The 16,955-nt window shown below is 64.7% G+C and carries 16 protein-coding genes and 1 pseudogene; 1 reads left to right on the forward strand and 16 read right to left on the reverse strand.

The genetic code is table 11. The features are described from left to right. The 7 genes and pseudogenes from EV665_RS26010 to EV665_RS26040 form a co-directional block, all read right to left on the reverse strand. Positions 1-212 (reverse strand): annotated as a pseudogene (locus EV665_RS26010) (Re/Si-specific NAD(P)(+) transhydrogenase subunit alpha); the annotation flags it as partial. 299 nt (positions 213-511) lie between these two features. Further along, positions 512-1,312: an ABC transporter ATP-binding protein gene (locus EV665_RS26015; RefSeq protein WP_064333974.1), complete on the reverse strand. Its 801-nt coding sequence runs from the start codon at positions 1,310-1,312 to the stop codon at positions 512-514. Positions 1,313-1,357: 45 nt separating this feature from the next. Next, positions 1,358-2,128, reverse strand: coding sequence for an ABC transporter permease (locus tag EV665_RS26020; protein ID WP_064333973.1), 771 nt, complete (start codon positions 2,126-2,128; stop codon positions 1,358-1,360). A 64-nt stretch (positions 2,129-2,192) separates the two neighbouring features. Beyond that, positions 2,193-3,188 carry an ABC transporter substrate-binding protein gene (locus EV665_RS26025; protein ID WP_133036301.1) on the reverse strand — a complete coding sequence of 332 codons (996 nt, stop codon included), beginning with the start codon at positions 3,186-3,188 and terminating at the stop codon, positions 2,193-2,195. A gap of 333 nt (positions 3,189-3,521) precedes the next feature. After that, the gene (locus EV665_RS26030; RefSeq protein ID WP_133036302.1) at positions 3,522-4,520 is read right to left on the reverse strand and encodes a CobW family GTP-binding protein; all 999 of its coding nucleotides are present in this window, start codon (positions 4,518-4,520) and stop codon (positions 3,522-3,524) included. A gap of 2 nt (positions 4,521-4,522) precedes the next feature. After that, positions 4,523-4,990: a RidA family protein gene (locus EV665_RS26035; protein WP_133036303.1), complete on the reverse strand. Its 468-nt coding sequence runs from the start codon at positions 4,988-4,990 to the stop codon at positions 4,523-4,525. A gap of 23 nt (positions 4,991-5,013) precedes the next feature. Next, positions 5,014-5,775, reverse strand: a complete 762-nt coding sequence (locus EV665_RS26040; protein ID WP_245507834.1) for a GntR family transcriptional regulator — start codon at positions 5,773-5,775, stop codon at positions 5,014-5,016. A gap of 206 nt (positions 5,776-5,981) precedes the next feature. Between EV665_RS26040 and EV665_RS26045 the strand changes: the two genes are divergently transcribed. Continuing rightward, entirely contained in the window at positions 5,982-7,355 is a 1,374-nt protein-coding gene (locus tag EV665_RS26045) for a cytosine deaminase (protein WP_133036304.1), read from the forward strand. A gap of 141 nt (positions 7,356-7,496) precedes the next feature. On the opposite strand, the gene EV665_RS26050 is transcribed toward EV665_RS26045, so the two are convergent. From EV665_RS26050 to EV665_RS26090, 9 genes are all read right to left on the reverse strand, one after another. Continuing rightward, entirely contained in the window at positions 7,497-8,486 is a 990-nt protein-coding gene (locus EV665_RS26050) for an isochorismatase family protein (protein WP_133036305.1), read from the reverse strand. Beyond that, positions 8,486-8,683 (reverse strand): 2-hydroxymuconate tautomerase, encoded by a 198-nt coding sequence (locus tag EV665_RS26055; RefSeq protein ID WP_018431063.1) that lies wholly within the window; start codon positions 8,681-8,683, stop codon positions 8,486-8,488. The genes EV665_RS26050 and EV665_RS26055 overlap by 1 nt, the downstream gene beginning before the upstream one ends. Position 8,684: 1 nt before the next feature. Beyond that, positions 8,685-9,368, reverse strand: coding sequence for a resolvase (locus tag EV665_RS26060; RefSeq protein ID WP_133036306.1), 684 nt, complete (start codon positions 9,366-9,368; stop codon positions 8,685-8,687). Next, positions 9,365-10,711, reverse strand: a complete 1,347-nt coding sequence (locus EV665_RS26065; protein WP_133036307.1) for a dihydroorotase — start codon at positions 10,709-10,711, stop codon at positions 9,365-9,367. The genes EV665_RS26060 and EV665_RS26065 overlap by 4 nt, the downstream gene beginning before the upstream one ends. Continuing rightward, positions 10,708-11,598, reverse strand: a complete 891-nt coding sequence (locus tag EV665_RS26070) for a dipicolinate synthase subunit DpsA (RefSeq protein ID WP_064333965.1) — start codon at positions 11,596-11,598, stop codon at positions 10,708-10,710. Before EV665_RS26070 ends, EV665_RS26065 begins: the two co-directional genes overlap by 4 nt. Next, the gene (locus EV665_RS26075; RefSeq protein ID WP_064333964.1) at positions 11,595-12,683 is read right to left on the reverse strand and encodes an NAD/NADP octopine/nopaline dehydrogenase family protein; all 1,089 of its coding nucleotides are present in this window, start codon (positions 12,681-12,683) and stop codon (positions 11,595-11,597) included. The genes EV665_RS26070 and EV665_RS26075 overlap by 4 nt, the downstream gene beginning before the upstream one ends. Positions 12,684-12,997: 314 nt before the next feature. Beyond that, positions 12,998-14,437 (reverse strand): amidohydrolase family protein, encoded by a 1,440-nt coding sequence (locus tag EV665_RS26080; protein ID WP_133036308.1) that lies wholly within the window; start codon positions 14,435-14,437, stop codon positions 12,998-13,000. Positions 14,438-14,549: 112 nt separating this feature from the next. Further along, complete coding sequence (locus tag EV665_RS26085) at positions 14,550-15,722, reverse strand: M24 family metallopeptidase (RefSeq protein ID WP_133036309.1); 1,173 nt, start codon at positions 15,720-15,722, stop codon at positions 14,550-14,552. 36 nt (positions 15,723-15,758) lie between these two features. Beyond that, positions 15,759-16,919, reverse strand: a complete 1,161-nt coding sequence (locus tag EV665_RS26090; protein ID WP_064333961.1) for a mandelate racemase/muconate lactonizing enzyme family protein — start codon at positions 16,917-16,919, stop codon at positions 15,759-15,761. Positions 16,920-16,955 lie beyond the last annotated feature (36 nt).

Here is a 16,955-nt window from a genome sequence, read left to right on the forward strand (position 1 = left end):
TCCGACGCCGCCACCAGCGCAGCCGCATCCTCCACCACCGTCACCCCGGCCGTACGGTAGGCATCGTCCGATATGCCCGAACCCTCCCCGGCGCCTGCCTCAACAAGGCATGCGTAACCGAGTTTCTGGAGTTGTGCCGCACTCTCAGGCGTCAGCGCAACGCGCAACTCTCCAATGGCCAGCTCCTTGAGAGCCCCAACCTTCTGTCCCATTTCCTTCCCGGCAAAGCCGGCCCTCTTATGTGGCATATGTTGCGAAAACCGCCGAGAGGTGAGCGGCGCAGCTGGGATGGACCCCGAAATGCGGCGCTCGGACCGGCGAATTCAATCCAGATGTTCAGCGGCCGCGCGTGCTGGACCCTTCCGGTGGAACGGTGGTCGCCCGCATTGCTTCGGCCCTGTGTTCTCCGACAAGTCCGGACGCAAGGTCACGCAAGCTGCTCTTGCGTCCGAAATTGCGTTAAAACAAAGAGTTAGAGTGTTTTCGCGCTTCGAAGAAAGGCGGAAATGCTCTAGTGCGCGACCAGAATGCCCTTGGCCTCAAAGATGTCGCGAATCTTGCGGACATAGCCGTGATAATCCTTGTTCTCATGTATCCTGCTCCACTGGCGGGGGCGGGGCATGTCGATATTGAGGTCGAGGTCGACGCGGCCCGGACGGGGCGACATCACCAGCACGCGGTCCGCGAGAAACACCGCCTCGTCAATGCCGTGGGTGATGAACAGCACGGTGTTGCCAAGCCGCATCCACATGGACTGGAGATCCATGATCATCTGTTCGCGCGTCAGCGCATCGAGCGCGCCGAACGGCTCGTCCATCAGCAGGAGGCCGGGCTCCTGGATCAGCGCACGGCAGATCGCCACGCGCTGGCGCATGCCGCCGGAAAGCTCGGAGGGATATTTGTTGCCGAACCCTTCGAGCCCGACCTGGGCCAGCAGTTCCTCCGCACGGCCCCGGTATCTGGCAACATCCAGCCTTTTGATCTCGATGGGCAGCAGGATGTTTTCGAGCACGGTGCGCCAGTAAAGCAGGAGATCGGACTGGAAGACGACGCCGATCTTGGGATGCGGCTTGCTGATGGCCTCCCCATCGATGGCGATCGTGCCGGTCGAGGCTCCGATCAGGCCGGCAAGCAGCGACAGAAGCGTGCTCTTGCCGCAACCGCTCGGCCCGACCACGGCGACAAATGTGCCGGGCTCGAACTTGAGGTCGATCTTGTCGAGCGCCACGACATCTTCGTCTTCGCGCGTCTTGTAGATCTTCGAGAGCCGGGAGATGTCGACCGCCGCACCCGTCTGGACAATGGCATTCATGGAATTACCTCACCTGAATCTTTCGATGTTTGAGCGGCCGCCGGCCTATTTGGTGTCGCGCTTGTAGGTGACGCGGCTCTCGACGAAGTCGATGACGAAATAGAGCATGACACCAAGCCCGGAGATGGCGACGACGGTCGCGAAATTCAGCGTGGTGTCGAACAGGGAGTTGGCCTGGAGCTGCAGGTAGCCAAGCCCGCGTTCGGCAGCGACGTATTCGCCGATGACCGCACCGATGACGGCGAGCGACACCGCCACTTTGAACCCCCCGAATATGTTGGGAAGCGCCGCCGGCAGGCGCACCTTGAAGAAGGTCTGCCATTCGCTGGCCCCCATGGAGCGAACGAGGTTGACGAGGTTCTTGTCCAGCGCCTGGAGACCGACGACGGTCGAGATGACGATGGGAAAGAACGAAATCAAAAAGGCGAGCGTGATCTTCGGCGCCCAGCCATAGCCCAGATAGAGCACCAGCAGCGGCGCCAGCGCCACCTTCGGCACGGTCTGCAGCGCGACGAGGATCGGATAGATGGCACGCTCGAACGCACGCGAGTAGAATATCGCGAGCGCCAGGGGTATGCCGACCAGCACGCCCATCGCAAATCCGGAAACGACCTCGAACAGGGTGACGTAGGCATGGGTGGCGAGCAGGGGAAGCTCGTTGACGATCCGCGTGGCGATCGCCACCGGTGTCGGCAGGACGAATTCCGAAAGCCCGGAAAGCGGAACCAGGACCTGCCAGGCCGCAAGCAACACGGTCGCGAGAATGACCGCCGAATAGCGTTCGAGCCATGGTCCTCGCGATTTCTTCCTGCGCATGGCCTTGTCCTGCTTTGACTGCGCGCGATCGGCGCCTAATACATTCGTGCTCGCCACCGTAACCTCACTGAGTCAGAAAGTCGTTCGTATAGAAGGTCGAAGCCGGCTTGGGATCGCCGATGTCCTCGGCGCTGCCGACCAGTTTGAGCGCATCGACGATCGCCTTCTCCTCGATCCAGCCGAGGGGCTTGCCGTCAGCGGGCGCGTGGAGCGATGCCGACGTCGCCTCGATCTGCTGCTGGACGACCTTGTCCGAGGGACCGGCCTGCCAGACCGCCTTGAGCGCTGCGGTCGCGGCCGCCGGATCGGACCGCGTCATCTCGATCGCCTTGGCATTGGCGGCAAGGAAGCTCTTCAGCGCCGCCCCCCTCTTGGCAATGCCATCGTCGCTCGCCACCACCGCCATGCCGGGAATGGCGAGGCCATATTCGGTCATGTCGAGCGTCGGGAACGTCTGGCCGGTCCTGTCTTCGAGAACGGGCAGGTCATTGGTCCTGTAGACGCTGACCACGTCGACCTGGCCCTGCAGGAACTGCGGAACCCGCGACTGGGAGTCCATCTGGATCTTCGAGACCTTGCTGCAATCCACCTGGTTGATTTCGCAGAAGGCATCGAGATAGGACGTGCCGGTCTCGCCGACCGCATGGGCAATGGTCTTGCCTTCCAGGTCCTTCGGCGTCGTCACCGCCTTGTCGGCATGCGAGATCAGGGCAATCGGCGTTTCCGGCTGGTAGAGCGCTATGATCTTGACCGGCATTCCCTTCTGAATGGCGGAAATGGCGAAGATCCCGGGCAGGATGACGGCGTCTTCCTGGCCCTGGATGAGCGAGCCGAGCGCCGCCTGCGAGCCGGCGCCCTCGCCGAGCTTGAGGGCGACGCCGGCATCCTTGTAGACGCCCTTCTGTTCACCGAGATAAAAGAAACCGTATTCGCCCTTCAACTTCCAGCTGAAACGGACCTTGACCTCCTCGGCCATGGCGCCCTGGCTCGCCACAAGCGTGGCGACGGCGGTTGTCGCGACGAGTGCGGCACCGCGAATGACACGTGTAATGTGCAACATTTCACTCCTCCCTAGCGGACGCCCGCTGGCGTCCAATTGGCTTCATGCCTCATGTCTTCCCCAAGGATCGAACCGGGGCCTCCTACCCCATCAGCTCAATTCTTGATCTCATAGTGTGATCACATTTAAGGATTGTCAAGGGGAGAATCTGCGAGAAATTGCGCGGCATTCCTGCCGATCGACATGCCCGGGCCGGTGGCCCCGTGCATCATCCAATGTTCGGGAATCTCTTGTAAATTTCACGCGCGCCACGCCGCACAATCGCCCGTTGCCGGGCAGGATTGCGCGGGTGTCGGCCCTTTCCGGCAGGGCACGATGAGGCCACTTATCGCCTCACCTTGTCGAGGCAAAAATACTCGGCAACGCGTTTTCAATGGCCGCGCGGCTCAGGTCCCTGGCGATGAACACCAGCCAGCCGCCCGAGGTGCCTTCCGGCCAGCGCGGCAGGTATTCCGGCGGGTAGACGACATGCTGGACCCCGTGGATGACGACGGGGCGGGGATCACCCGCCACGGACAGCAGACCCTTGACCCGCAGGATGGACTGGCCCCGGCTGGCGAGCAGCAATTCCAGCCAGTCGACGAAGGCCGGCCAGTCCACGGGGTCGTCGATATCGACGACGAAGGTCTCGACGCCGGCGCTGTGCCGGCCGCGGAGCGGGACATCGGAAATGTCGAGATGGCGCGGCCGCCGATCTCCGGCCTTTTCGAAGATCTCGCCGGCGCCCGGCATCTCCGCCTTGCTGGAGACGAGCTGGCCGACCGTCGGATTGATCGTGGCGATGTCGTTGCGAAGCGCGTCCAGCCGCCAGGGCTCGGCAAGATCGGACTTGGTCACGACCACGCAGTCGGCCAGCGCCACCTGCTGGACGGCTTCGGCGAACCGGGCGAGCGTTCCCGCGCCCCCTATGCCATCGACCGTGGAGACGATCGTGCCGGCGCGATAGCCGCGTCTCAGCCGCAGGTCGCTCATCACCGCCTGCATGATCGGGGCAGGGTCGGCAAGCCCCGTCGTCTCGACGACAACGCGGCGAAACGGCGCCACCGCCCCGCGCCGCACCATTTCCAGCATATCCGCAAGCGTCGAAACCAGATCGTCCCGCACCGCGCAGCACAAACAGCCCGAGGACAGCAGCACGGCGTCTTCGGACACTTCGCGGACCAGCAGATGGTCGAGGCCGACCTCGCCGAACTCGTTGATGACGACAGCGGTGTCGGCGAAGTCCGGTTCGCCGAGCAGGTGGCGCAGGAAGGTTGTCTTGCCGCTGCCGAGAAAGCCGGTCAGGACATGGACGGGAATGCGATCATCCGAAACGGAAGCGCCGGGCTGCACGGTCAGCGGACCTCGAAGATCGCGTCGATCTCGACCGGCACGTTTCGTGGCAGCGAATAGCAGCCGACAGCCGCACGGGCATGGCGCCCCGCTTCGCCGAAAATCTCGACCATCAGATCGGACGCGCCATTGATGACCTTCGGGTGGTCCTTGAAATCCGGCTCGGCATTGACGAAACCGCCCAGCCGGATCACGCCGACGACGCGGTCGAGATCACCGTCCAGCGCCTCCTTGAGCTGGGCGAGGATGTTGACGGCGCACAGGCGCGCCGCCGCCTGCCCCTCCTCGACCGAGAAGTCGGAGCCGAGCTTGCCGGTGAACTTGTCCTTGCCGCCCTCGGCGGGCACCTGGCCGGAAACATAGACCTGGCTGCCATGGCGGCGCGCCGGCACATAATTGGCCAGTGGAGCCGTCGTCGTCGGCAGCACGATGCCCAGGCTCGCCAGTTTGTCGTCGATATTCCCCGCCACGATGGTTCCTCCCCTGGGAAATGTCAGTAGTCGAATTGCAGTTCCGGCCCGTGGGCGAAAGGCAGTTCCAGCCCCTGCGGGCCGGCCACGCTGAGCAGAGCCTTGCAGGTGGTGCGGATGTCGTGGACGATGCCCTTCTTGGCCGCCGAGGCGTTCTTCTCCTTGAGAGCCGCAAGGATATCCTTGTGGTCCGAAGCGTTCCACGGCATCGAGGGTATCAAAAGCGACATGTACATGGTCGGGCCGAACTGCAGCCATAGCGATTCGATCAGCGGCATCAGCACTTCGCTGTCCGCCGCATCGTACAGCGTGAAATGGAACTTCTGGTTGGACGACAGGCAGTTCAGGATGTCGCGCTTTTCGATGGCGGTCAGAAGCTGCTTGTTTATCGCCGCCAGTTCCTCCACCAATTCGGGACCTGCCTTCTTGACGGCAAGTTCGGTCGCCATGCCTTCCAGCATCTCGCGAATCGTGAACAGCTCGCTCAATTTATCCGGCCGCAGCCTCGGCACGCGGACCGAGCCGCCCTTGGTTTCCTCCAGCGCGTTGGCGGCGACGAGGCGGCTGAGCACCTCGCGCACCGGCATCGGGCTGGTGCCGAGCCCGACGGCCAGCTTGCGCAGGCTCATCACCTGCCCCGGCAGAAAGGCGCCGACCATAAGCCCGCGCCGCATGTAGCGAAGGACATGTTCATGGACATGGCCGCGCGCCGGCTTTTCCGCAGCGCCGCCGTTGACCTCGTTTTCCGGCTTCTTGATCGGCATCCTGTCTTCAGACTCCGTCATCTTGTCTCAAATCCGCGATCCGCCAAAAGGCCTATCCCACCATGCCCCGCCCGTCGGCCTCAGGGGTTGACAGGTCGGGATTTGTGATCTCACATTGTGATCAATAAACGACTTTTCACAAAACGGCAACCTTTAACTGTGCTGCCGGTCCGCGCCCGAGATCCGAAAGGGAAAGTCGTCCCGCGATCCCCTGGGGAGAATGAGATATGGCTGCAATCGTTTCCGACCAGTCTGCCCTGCGTGCGCAACTCGACAGCGCCGCCCGTCTCGGCCGATACGTGCTGCGGAATGTGCGCCTCTGCGCGGCGACCACGAGAACGGACGCCGCAAACGCCGCAGGCACCGAGTTCTTCCTGGCGGATGCAAGTGTAGAGAAGGGCAGAATATTGGCAATAACGCCTGCCTCTCCTTGCCACGCCGCGGCAAGCGACCCGGACCTGCCTGCCATCGATGCCGGCGGCCGCGTCGTGATCCCGTCCTTCGTCGACTGCCACACGCATCTCGACAAGGGCCACATCCTGCCGCGCACACCCGCGGCGGACGGCACGTTCGACGGGGCGTTGGCAGCAACGCGGTGCGACCGCACGGCCAGGTGGTCCGCCGGCGACCTCGGCAGACGCATCGATTTCGCCCTTCGCTCGGCCTTTCACTACGGCACATCCGCCATCCGCACGCATCTCGATTCGCAGCCGCCGCAGGACGGGATCTCCTGGCCCCTGTTCCTCGAACTCCGGCAGCATTGGCGCGGGCGGATCGCCCTGCAGGCCTCGTGCCTGTTTCCCATCGACATGGCGCGGGACGACGCATTCCTGCGCGCCATTGCAAGGCGGGTCGCCGATGCCGGAGGCGTGCTCGGCGCGGTCGCCTATCCGCTGCCCGATATCGACCACCTGCTCGACAGGATGTTCCGGGCAGCCGCTGATCACGGGCTGGATCTCGACTTCCATGCCGACGAGAGCGCCGACCCGGCCGCCGATGTGCTGCGCCGCATCGCCGACACGGCATTGCGCGTGTCTTTCGCAGGCAAGATACTGGTCGGGCACTGCTGCTCCCTGGCGATGCAGGCACCCCCGGTTGTCGACGCGACGCTCGACAAGGTCGCGGCGGCCGGCATCACCGTCGTCTCCTTGCCGGCCTGCAATCTCTACCTGCAGGATCGCAGCAGGCAGGGCATGACGCCGCGCTGGCGTGGCGTCACCCTGCTGCACGAAATGAAGCGGCGCGGGATACCCGTCGCGCTCGCCTCGGACAACACACGCGACCCGTTCAATTCCTACGGGGACCTCGACATGCTCGACACGTTCCGCCTCGGCACGCGCGCCCTTCATCTCGACCATCCCCACGGCGACTGGATCAAGGCGGTTTCCACGACACCGGCGCAGATCATGCGCCTGGACGGCCATGGCGTCATCGCAACGGGGCAACCGGCCGACCTGATCATTTTCGAGGGGCGTTCCTGGTCGGAGATCCTCTCGCGGGCGGAGAGCGACCGCATCGTCATGCGAATGGGTTCGCCGATTTCCGCCCCCCTGCCCGTTTACGCGGAACTCGATGCGCTGGAAGGGCTGGCGCCGGCGTGACGGCATCAGGCGCGGCGATGGACCGTCCGTCCGTCGCCGTCATGCAAGTCGCCGCACCAACAGAAAACCCCGCCCTTGTCGGGCGGAGTTCTTTGGCGGTCCCGGCGCCGGGCGCTGCCCGGTCCGGCTGTCTCGGCACGATCAGGCCGTTGCGCCGACCTGATAGAGCTCCACCTTCGTGCCGTCGGGATCGGCGATGTAGATCGTCAGACCATAGGGACCGTCGTGAAGGTCGGTATAGTAGCGGACGCCGGCTTTCTTCAGCTTCGCATCCATGGCGCGCACATCGTTGACCTCGAAGGCGATATGGTCGAGCTGGCGGTGCCCGCTCGCCTTGCCGTGGATGAGGGCGATCCCCTGATGGAAGGCGGTGAACGGCCGGCCGTCGGCGAGCGGCTTGGCCGGACGGATCGTGAAACCCAGCAGGTTGGCGTAGAAATCGACCGAGGTGTCGATATCGTCGACCATGATCAACTGGTGGCCGTAGTTCGTCACGCGCGGCTCGACCTGCTCGCCGATCCAGTCGAGCACTTCGGAAGAAGGAGCGATCTCGCAGAAATACTGCTTCCACACCTGCTTGGCCGTCGCCTCCCAGTCGGCATTCACCCCCGAGATGCAGTCATCGACGGCGATGACGTCGAGGTCGCGCAGATAGGCTTCGCGGATGGAGGTTTCGACGCAGGCATTGGTGGTCGCTCCCGTGACGAAGAGATGCTGCGTGCCCAGCATCTTCAGCATCATCTCGAGGCGCGTCTCGTAGAACGCGCCGAAGCGATGCTTGCGGATGACGAAGGCCGGATCGAAATCCGCAAGGTCCTTCAACTCGTCGATGATCTGCTCGTCCCAGCTTCCGGCGAGCGCGGAAACCTGCTTGCGGCGCGCGGTATGGCCGAGCAGTTTCTTCCTGGCGCGGTTGTGGTCGACCGCGAAATGCTCCTGCATCGTCCAGATCACCGGAATGCCCGTGTCCTGGCAGCGCTTGATGAGCTTGGCCAGCGGCGGCACGATGGATGACAGCCGCCTGGTGTCGACGCCCGAAATGCCGAGCGTTCCCTTCTCGTGGATGAAGGCGTTCTGCAGGTCGATGACCAGAAGCGCCGACTTGCGATAGTCGAGAGTTTCAAGACCCATCACTTGTGCTCCACCATGTCGATGCCGAGCACGCCGCCGCGGCCCCAGCTGTCCTTGGGGGTCTCGTGGATCACCACGTGCAGGTGATCGGGCTTGCAGGCGGCCTCCTCGACCATGGCCTTGGTTATGGCCTTCACGAGGTTGCGCTTCTGCTCGACGGTGCGCCCCTCCCACATTTCGACGACGACGAATGGCATTCTATGTCTCCTCTCCTTCAGCAGGCGTTGCGCCAGAGGCCCAGACGGGCACGGCGGACGCAAAGCCCGAAACCAGATCGTTGTTTGCCCGGTCGGCGCCGGAGAGCAGCCATAGCGGGCGGTTCGAATAGTTCACCAGGACCTGCTCTTCCATGCAGGCCCGGTTGGCCGGATGCGCGGGATCGCGCACGAAGCGGCTCGTCGCCGGCATCAGCCGGATCACGTAAAGCGGTTCGGCGTCTTCAAGGCCGCAAAGCATCTCGGGCCCCATCGCCTCCAGCGGGACGGCCCGGGGCACCGGATCGTCGCCGGCGACGGGCACGAGCACCACGGCGCCGGCAAGCGGCGCGACCGGCCAGTACCGGCCTTCCCGGCGCGCATCCAGAAACGCACGGTATAGACCGGCCTCGGCGAACAGCTCGCTGTCCCAGAGGATGATGTCGGTCCCGAGGACGCGCCGCGCCGCATCGAGGACAGGGGCGCTTTCGCACAGTTCGAGGAATGCCCACGGATCGGTCAAGGCGATGCCGTGGCCCCAAGGGTTGTGGATCCCCGACAGCCTCTCCTGGCGGATCGACGCCTTGCGGCCGACGATCCGGGCGACGGCCTCGCGCACCGACAGTCGCGCCGGTGTCAACGGGATCCGGCCGGCCAGGTCGAGGTGATCGGGGATCGCCATGGTCATGCCGGCACGGTCACGCAACGGCCGCGGCCGTAGTGCCGCGCGTCGACGGCGCCGTTCTCATAGACGACCTCCCCGCGCGCGACCGTCATCACCGGCCAGCCCTTCAGTGTCCAGCCCTCGTAGATGCAGGTGCCCTTGCCCGTGTGCTCGACCGTGCGCTCCTCATCAAGGTCGACCAGAACGAGGTCCGCGTCGAAGCCGACGTCGATATGGCCCTTGCGCGGCCAGAGACCGAAGCGGCGCGCCGGATTGAACGAATTGAGCTCGACCAGACGGCTGAGCGGCAGCCCGCGCTGGTGCACGCCGAAGTGCAGCATCAGCGACAGCTCCCAGGGGAAGCTGACGACGCCGGGGAACTCCGTCCAGAGGTCCTCGAGCTTCTTGGGCAGGAACGGCACGTGATCGGTGCCCAGGCCGTAGACCGAGCCGTTGAGCATACCGGCCCACAGGCCTTCCAGCTCGTTGCGGTCGCGCAGCGGCGGCGAGATCTTGGCGCGCATGTCGAGATCGTCGTCATAGCAGGTGCGCGTCAGGTAGTGCGGGCAGGTTTCCACCGTGACATGAATGCCGCGGGCCTGCGCCTCGGCGGCGAGGACCGGCCCCATGCCGACCGATGTGTGCACGAGATGCAGCGAACAACCGGTCTTCTCGGCCAGGAAGATCATGCGCCGGATCGTTTCGACCTCGCAGAAGGCCGGGCGCGATTCCGTATAGGCACCGAGGTCCTGGCGCCCGGTCGCGGCGATCTCCTTCTTGATCCACGAGGCGATCTGGGTGTTCTCGCAATGGACGTTGATCACCGCGCCGGGGATCTTCGACAGGATGCGCATGGCGGCGTAGACCCAGCCGTCGGTCGCCGGAACGATGCCGATCGGGTTGTCGGGCTCGTAGCCGAAATAGCACTTGAAGGACTTCACGCCGGTCTTGGCGACGATTTCGGGGATTTCGGCGATATGCTCCTCGCGCTGGATGCCGAAGTGGAAACCGAAATCGATGACCGCATTCTCCTCCCCGAGCGCCTTGCGCTCCTCGTAGAACGGCAGGTAGGATTCCTTCAGATTGCGGATATAGAGCAGTGCCGTGGTCACGCCTCCGGACGCGGCGGCGGCCGTCTCGGTCCGCATGTCCTCCGGGAACGGAAACTTCACGCCGAGATGGCAATGCGGATCGATCAGGCCCGGCATCAGGACGCGGCCCTCGGCGTCGATGATGCGGGTGGCGTCCGGCAGGACCTCGTCCGCGCCGGTCAGCACGATCTTGCCGTCCTTGACGGCGACCCCGCCGAAATACTCGCCGTCGTGGCGAACCACGCGCGCGTTCTTGATGACCAGATCCACCTTCATTGCCCTTGCTCCAATATGCCTTCAATACGCCTGCTGATGCCGGTCCACTGGCTGCGTCCCACGGTGATCGGCGCCCGCGCGCCCATGCCCCGGGCCCAGACCGCCTTCAGCCCGAGTTCACCGGCCGCTTCGCGGTCGATCGTGCCCGGCGGGGCCGCCACATCCACCAGAAGCGCATGCTTGGGCAGCATTTCGAGCTGCTCGCGCTCCATCAGGCGCTTCGGCACGCTTCCGATCACGATGTCCATCCTGGGCAGGAATTCGGGCAACTCCTCCAATGTCAGCGACTGCGCGCCGGCCGCATAGGCAGCGGCACGCTGCACCGGGTTTCGCGCCGCGACATGGACATGGGCGCCGAGCGCCACCAGCGTGCTGGTCAGCAACGAGCCGATGGTGCCCTGTCCCACGAGCATGACGTTCGACTTGTGGATCGTGATCTGCGTGTTCTCGATGATCACCTTCAGCACGCCCTCGACAATTGCCGGGCCGCGCAGCAGCATCAGATCGACGTCCCACTCATATTCATGCAGCGTGATGCCGAGCGCCTCGCAATGCCCTTTCAGATTGGCGTCGGCCCAGCCGAGGATGATGTGGCCCGGCGTGTTCATGCCCGCGAGCATGTCGCGTGTCGGAATGATCTTCTCGGGGCACTTCGGCGCAAACAGCGCGCCCTCCGCCGTGATGCCGGGGATCGGGAAGAGGGCGATATCCGCCCCCTTGAGCGCATCGGCCGCATCCCTGGCATGGTAGACGCCTTCGATGCCCTCGTCCGGCCAGGGGAAACCATAGGCGCGCACGGTCGCGCCGGCGCGCAGGGCGCAGCGGGCGATTTCCTGCTCGCGGGCATCCCCCGCAACGACCGCGATCACTGTGTTCTTCCAGCTCATTTCGCCCTCACCTTCTCGATCACCTGATCCTTGCTCATCCCCGCAATGCCCATCGCCTCGGCGGTGCGGCCGCCCTCGCGATAATTGGCGCCGACCGCGATCTGCGCCAGGCTGTAGAGGGAATGGGCCACCGGCGTCTCGACGCCGGCGATCCGCGCGAATTCGAGGAACGGCAGGAGGCCGTGGCCGAAATCCTCCTTGTAATAGCGGTATTCCAGGGAATCGGGGCCCTTGATGCGCTTGTTGGCTTCGCCCCCGGCGATCGCCGCCCGGTAGTCGCTGGTGTCGACCACATCGGCCTCGACCGTGCCGAGAAGCTTCATCTCCTCGATCAGGTTCGGCAGGTCGTGCCCGAAGGCCTTGGCGACCGCCAGCCGTTCTTCGTCGAGCTGCTTCATGACGCGGGCGACGCCGGGCGTCATCGCATCGACATAGAAGGTGAAGTTGCCGCCCGTCGCCTCGACCCATGCGGCCGCCAGCACCGCGCCCGGCGGATGCAGGACCATGTTGACGTTGGAAAGATCCGAAGCGATGACATCGGCGACGGGATCGAGGCCCGGGAAGAGCTTTCCGGCGATCTCCAGAACCTCCGCCCCGCCCTTCAGGGCCGCCGCCTTGAGCCGCTTGGCACGGCCGGAAACGGTCACGCCGTCCGGCCGATACTTGCGCGCCACATAGGTCAGCGTCGAGAACTCGACCACGGCCGGCGCCGGACGCCCGCTGCGCGAGAAGGTTTGCGCAAACTCCAAAGCGCCGCCGGTATGGCCCGGATTGAGGACGACGGGGCTGGACGAAGGCCAGCCTGCGGCGGCGAGCGCGGCGGCGATCGGCGAATGCGAGAAGGTCGGCAGGGCCACCACCGCGACATCGACGCCCGCGATTGCCGCCTTGAGGTCGGTGGTGATCAGCGCCGGCCTGGCAATGCCCTCGCCGAGCTTGCCTTCATGGGCGACGCCGCCTAGTTTGATATGCGGCTCGAGCGTTTCCGCCGATCTCGCCCAGAAATGCACGTCGTGCCCGGCCTGGACCAACTCCGCGACCGAGGCTGCCCCGCCCGCACCCGCGCCTAGTACTGCTACTTTCATTGTCTCCTCCGGGGGACGGTGCGGCTGGAAGACCGCCCGACCCTATTGCTGAAACAGGTCTCATGTTCCGGTTCCAGCGGGTTGCTCCTCAACAACTTTGATCACACTTTATGATCACAAATAGAATTGTCAAGCGGGAGAACCGCCGCAGCAAGGCCGACGCGGCTTTCCCCTTCGGCCGGCGCTCGCCGTGCCTTTCTCCAGATCGTCCGACTGCCCGGGAAGGGCTGCTCCGCCGGCACCGGCCGGTCTCTCAAGCAGCCCTTCGAACGCAGTTCGTCCGACCGTCGAACGCCGGTCAGGGATGACCCGCCTCAGTTTCCTTCGTCGTACAGCGTCGTGGTCGTCTCGACATTCCCTTGGTGAAGCCCGGCCCGCACCACAGCGGCGGCCGCAAGTTCCCGGGCCTTGCTGCGGATCGCCGCCTCGTCGACGCCCTGCACCTTGCCATCGGCATAGAGTGCCTTGCCGTCCACCCAGGTCTGCGCGATCGATGCGGTCGATGCGGAGAAGACCAGCGCCTGCAGCGGATCGTAGAACGGCGTCCACTCGATATGGTCGAGGTCGAAGAGAATGAAATCCGCCTTCTTGCCCACTTCGAGCGAGCCGATTTCGTCATCCCACATCAGCGCGCGCGCGCCCTCGATGGTGGCGGCGCGCAGCGCTTCGCGCGCGGTAAAGACATCGGGTTTCAACCGCGCATCCTTGAACATGCCCGCCACGACCAGCATCTGCCGCATGAGGTTCATGTTGCCCGCCGCCGACACGCCATCGGTTCCGAGCCCGACCTTGACGCCGGCCTTGACCATTTCGGGATACTTGCCGATGGACGTCGCGCCCTTGCCGAGCTTGAAGGACGAGCACGGGCAGAAGGCGACGCTCGCACCCCGCTCCGCCAGCAGCCTGACCTCGTCGTCCGAAACCGCCGCGCCATGGGCGATGACGAGATTCTTGCGGATGCCGCCGGCCTGGTCGACCCGGGTGATCGGCCAGCAGCCATACTTGCTCTCGCAGACCTTGGCCTCCTCGATCGAGGTCGCCAGATGGTAGGTCGTGCCGACGCCCAGCTTCTCGGCCAGCGCGACGGCGCCGACATGCAGTTCGAGGCTGCAAGGCTCCTTGCCCTCGATGTTCACCCAGCAGCGGGCGCGGCCGTCGAGCGTGTTGTTGTAGCGCGTGACGCACTCCTCCAGCACCTTCAGCGCCGTCTGCGCGTCCGGGAAGAAATGATGCTCGGCCATTTCCTCGGTCCAGCCGCGCGGCAACTCGGCCGGCCGGTTGTCGGCGGCGTGGCGGCCGGTGATGCCGCGGATGCCGGTCTTTTCCATCGCCCGGATGACGATGCCGGGATCGTATTGCGAGCCCATGTCGAGGAAGCAGGTCGTGCCGCACCGGAGCATCTCGGTGATGCCGAGCAGCGCGCCCCAATATTCGTCCTCCTCCGTGATGAAGGCGTAGAAGGGTTTGGCCCAGTGGAAGACCCAGGCGCGCGTGTTGAGGTTGTCGGGGAAGACCGCACGCGACAGGGTTTCCGACAGATGGACGTGGCTGTCGACGAAGCCCGGGCACATGCCCAGCATCCTGCCATCGATCACCTTGTCGAAAGCCCTGCCCTGGTGGCGCGCCTTCACCTCGTCCGCCGCGCCGATGTCTGCGATGCGGTCGTTCTCGATCACCACGCTGGCGTTGCGCAGCACCGTGTCGTTCTTGTCGACCGTGAAAGCGAAGTTCAGATTTTCAATCAGCGTGCGCATGCGGCTCCACCCAATGCTCTACCAAGATTCCGTCCCGATCGCCCGCCGTGCGAGACGGCGGGCGGAATGCGCGGCTGCCAGACAGGAGACCGGCCAGCCGCCGTTCGTGCCTTCAGGCGACCGCCTGCGCCTTCATGCCCCGTTTGGCCGTGCCGCAGACGATGAGCTTGTCGGTGTCGGTGTAATCGGACAGGAGTTCCGATCCGTTCGACGTCACGAGCAACATGTCCTTGTTCTGCATGCCAAAGCCGTAGCCGGTGTTGTAGCAGAGCGGCTCGAAGCCGAGGACCATGTTTTCCTCCAGCGGCGCATCGCTGCCCGGCTTGCCGAGCACCGGCGTGAGGCCGAGATAGGGATCCTCATGGAGATGAAGGCCGATGCCGTGGCCGACGAAGGAGATCGGCGGCAGGTCGAGCTTGGCGAGCTTGGCGATGAACGCGTCGTAGATCGCGCGGCAGCTCGCGCCCGGCTTCACCTTCTCCATGATCTCGTACTTGCACTCAACCAGATGGGCCCAGATCTTGTCGGCCATGGGCGGCGCCTCACCGACGATGGCCGTCCGGCACACGCCGGCCTGGTAGCCGTCGATGACGGAGAAGATCTCGACGCGGCAGACATCCCCGCGCTTGAGGATCCGGTCGGACGGGCCGACATTCGGCAGCACGCTGCGCTCGCCGGTGGCGACGATGAGGAGCTTGAAATGCTCCGCGCCAAGCGAATAGACGTTGCGGGTCAGGTGGCCGGCAATGTCCATTTCGCTGTCGCCCGCATCCACTTCCGCCAGCGCATCGGCAATGGCCTGGTCGGCGATGCGCGAGAGCCTGCTTAGCAGCGCGATCTCCTCGACCGTCTTGATCTGGCGCAGCCGCGCGAGGATCGGTTCGGCGTGCTCGAACCGGGCGCCGGGCATCGCTGCGATCAGCCGGGCGAAATCGCCCGCGGGCAGATAGTCCATCTCGATGCCGATGCGCGCCTTCGCAAGGCCGAGACCGGAGAGCTGGTCCGCCAGGACCAGCATCGGATCGTCGGAAAACTCCGCCCAGATGCGCGACGGCACGTCGGGCAGGCGCCGCTTGATCGTCGACGCTTCCATGTCGACGCCGAAGATGGCGCTGCGTCCATCCGCCGTGACGATCGTCATCGCGTGGCGATGGCGGATCAGCGGCTGCGACGGTACCACGAAGCCCGTCGTATAGGCGAAGTTCTCAGGCGACGAGCAAATGATGGCATCGAGCCCATGCTCCGCCATGGCCCTGACCTGTTTTGCAACGATTTCTGCCCGCATGTTCTTTCCTCTCTCCATGAATTTCCTGGCGGACGCTCAGTCGCGAACGCGGTATTTTTCCACCTTGGCAAGGTCGACATCGATGCCCATGCCAGGCCCCGCCGGCACGACGATCGCGCCGTCGACGAACTGCATCGGCTCGACCAGGAGGTCGTCCTTGTAATAGATGCCGCCGACCTGGCCGTGCTGCGCTTCGGCCGGAGTCGATACGGGAATGACACAGGACAGGGTCACCGCCGGCGACGCCGCGGCGAGCTGGACATTGGCGAGGTTGCCGATGCCGGTCTCGATCGATCCGTTGACGTTGCAGATGATGCCTGCGGCCCGGCAGACCGCGCCCACCTCCATCGCCTTGTAGAGGCCGCCCGCCTTTGTCGTGTAGATCGAGACGATCTGGATGCCGCCATTCTGGACGATCTGGATCGAATCATGGGCATTCCAGGCCGATTCGTCGGCCATGACCGGCGCGTCGATCCGACGTCCGACCTCGGCGATCCGCTCGATGCCCATCACCGGCTGCTCGACATATTTGAGCCCGTTCTTCTCCATCTTGCGCACGGTCTGCACGGCTTCGCCCGGCGTCTTGTAGCCCTCGTTGGCGTCGACGCAGATCTCGACGGCATCGCCGGCGACTTCCCGCACGGCATCGACCATGGCGACATCGCGCAGCGGATCGACGCCGATCTTAACCTTGATCGTCCTGACGCCTTCCTCGACCAGCTTGGCGACCTCGGCGCGCGCCTCCTCGATGGAGATCAGGCCGATGGAATGGGTGACCGGCACCCGGCCGCGCGCCTTGCCGCCGAGCAGGGTGTGCACGGGAACGTTCAGCCAGCGACCGGCAAGATCATAGGCGGCGAACTCGACCGCAGCCTTCGAATAGGGATAGCCGCGGATGATCGCATCCATCCGGGCATGCAGTTCTGCGAAATTGCCGAGTTCGAGCCCGATGACGGAAGGCGCGAGATAGGTGTCGATGACCGCGCGGGTGATCATGGCGGATTCGCCGAAATAGCGGCCGAATTCCCCGCCCCAATCCTTGAGCGCCGGCGCCTCGCCCCAGCCGACCCGGCCGTCGCTGTCGGTCATCTTGACCAGGACATAACGGCCGATGACCTCGGTCAGGCCCGCCCATTTGTGCTCGCGCCGCGTGGGCAATTGGACAATCAATGTTTCGATGGACTTGATCGTTGGCACTGGCTCCACCTCTCCTTGCCGTCGCAGGCGTCTCGT

Source organism: Shinella granuli, assembly GCF_004341885.1.
Lineage (GTDB): Bacteria > Pseudomonadota > Alphaproteobacteria > Rhizobiales > Rhizobiaceae > Shinella > Shinella granuli.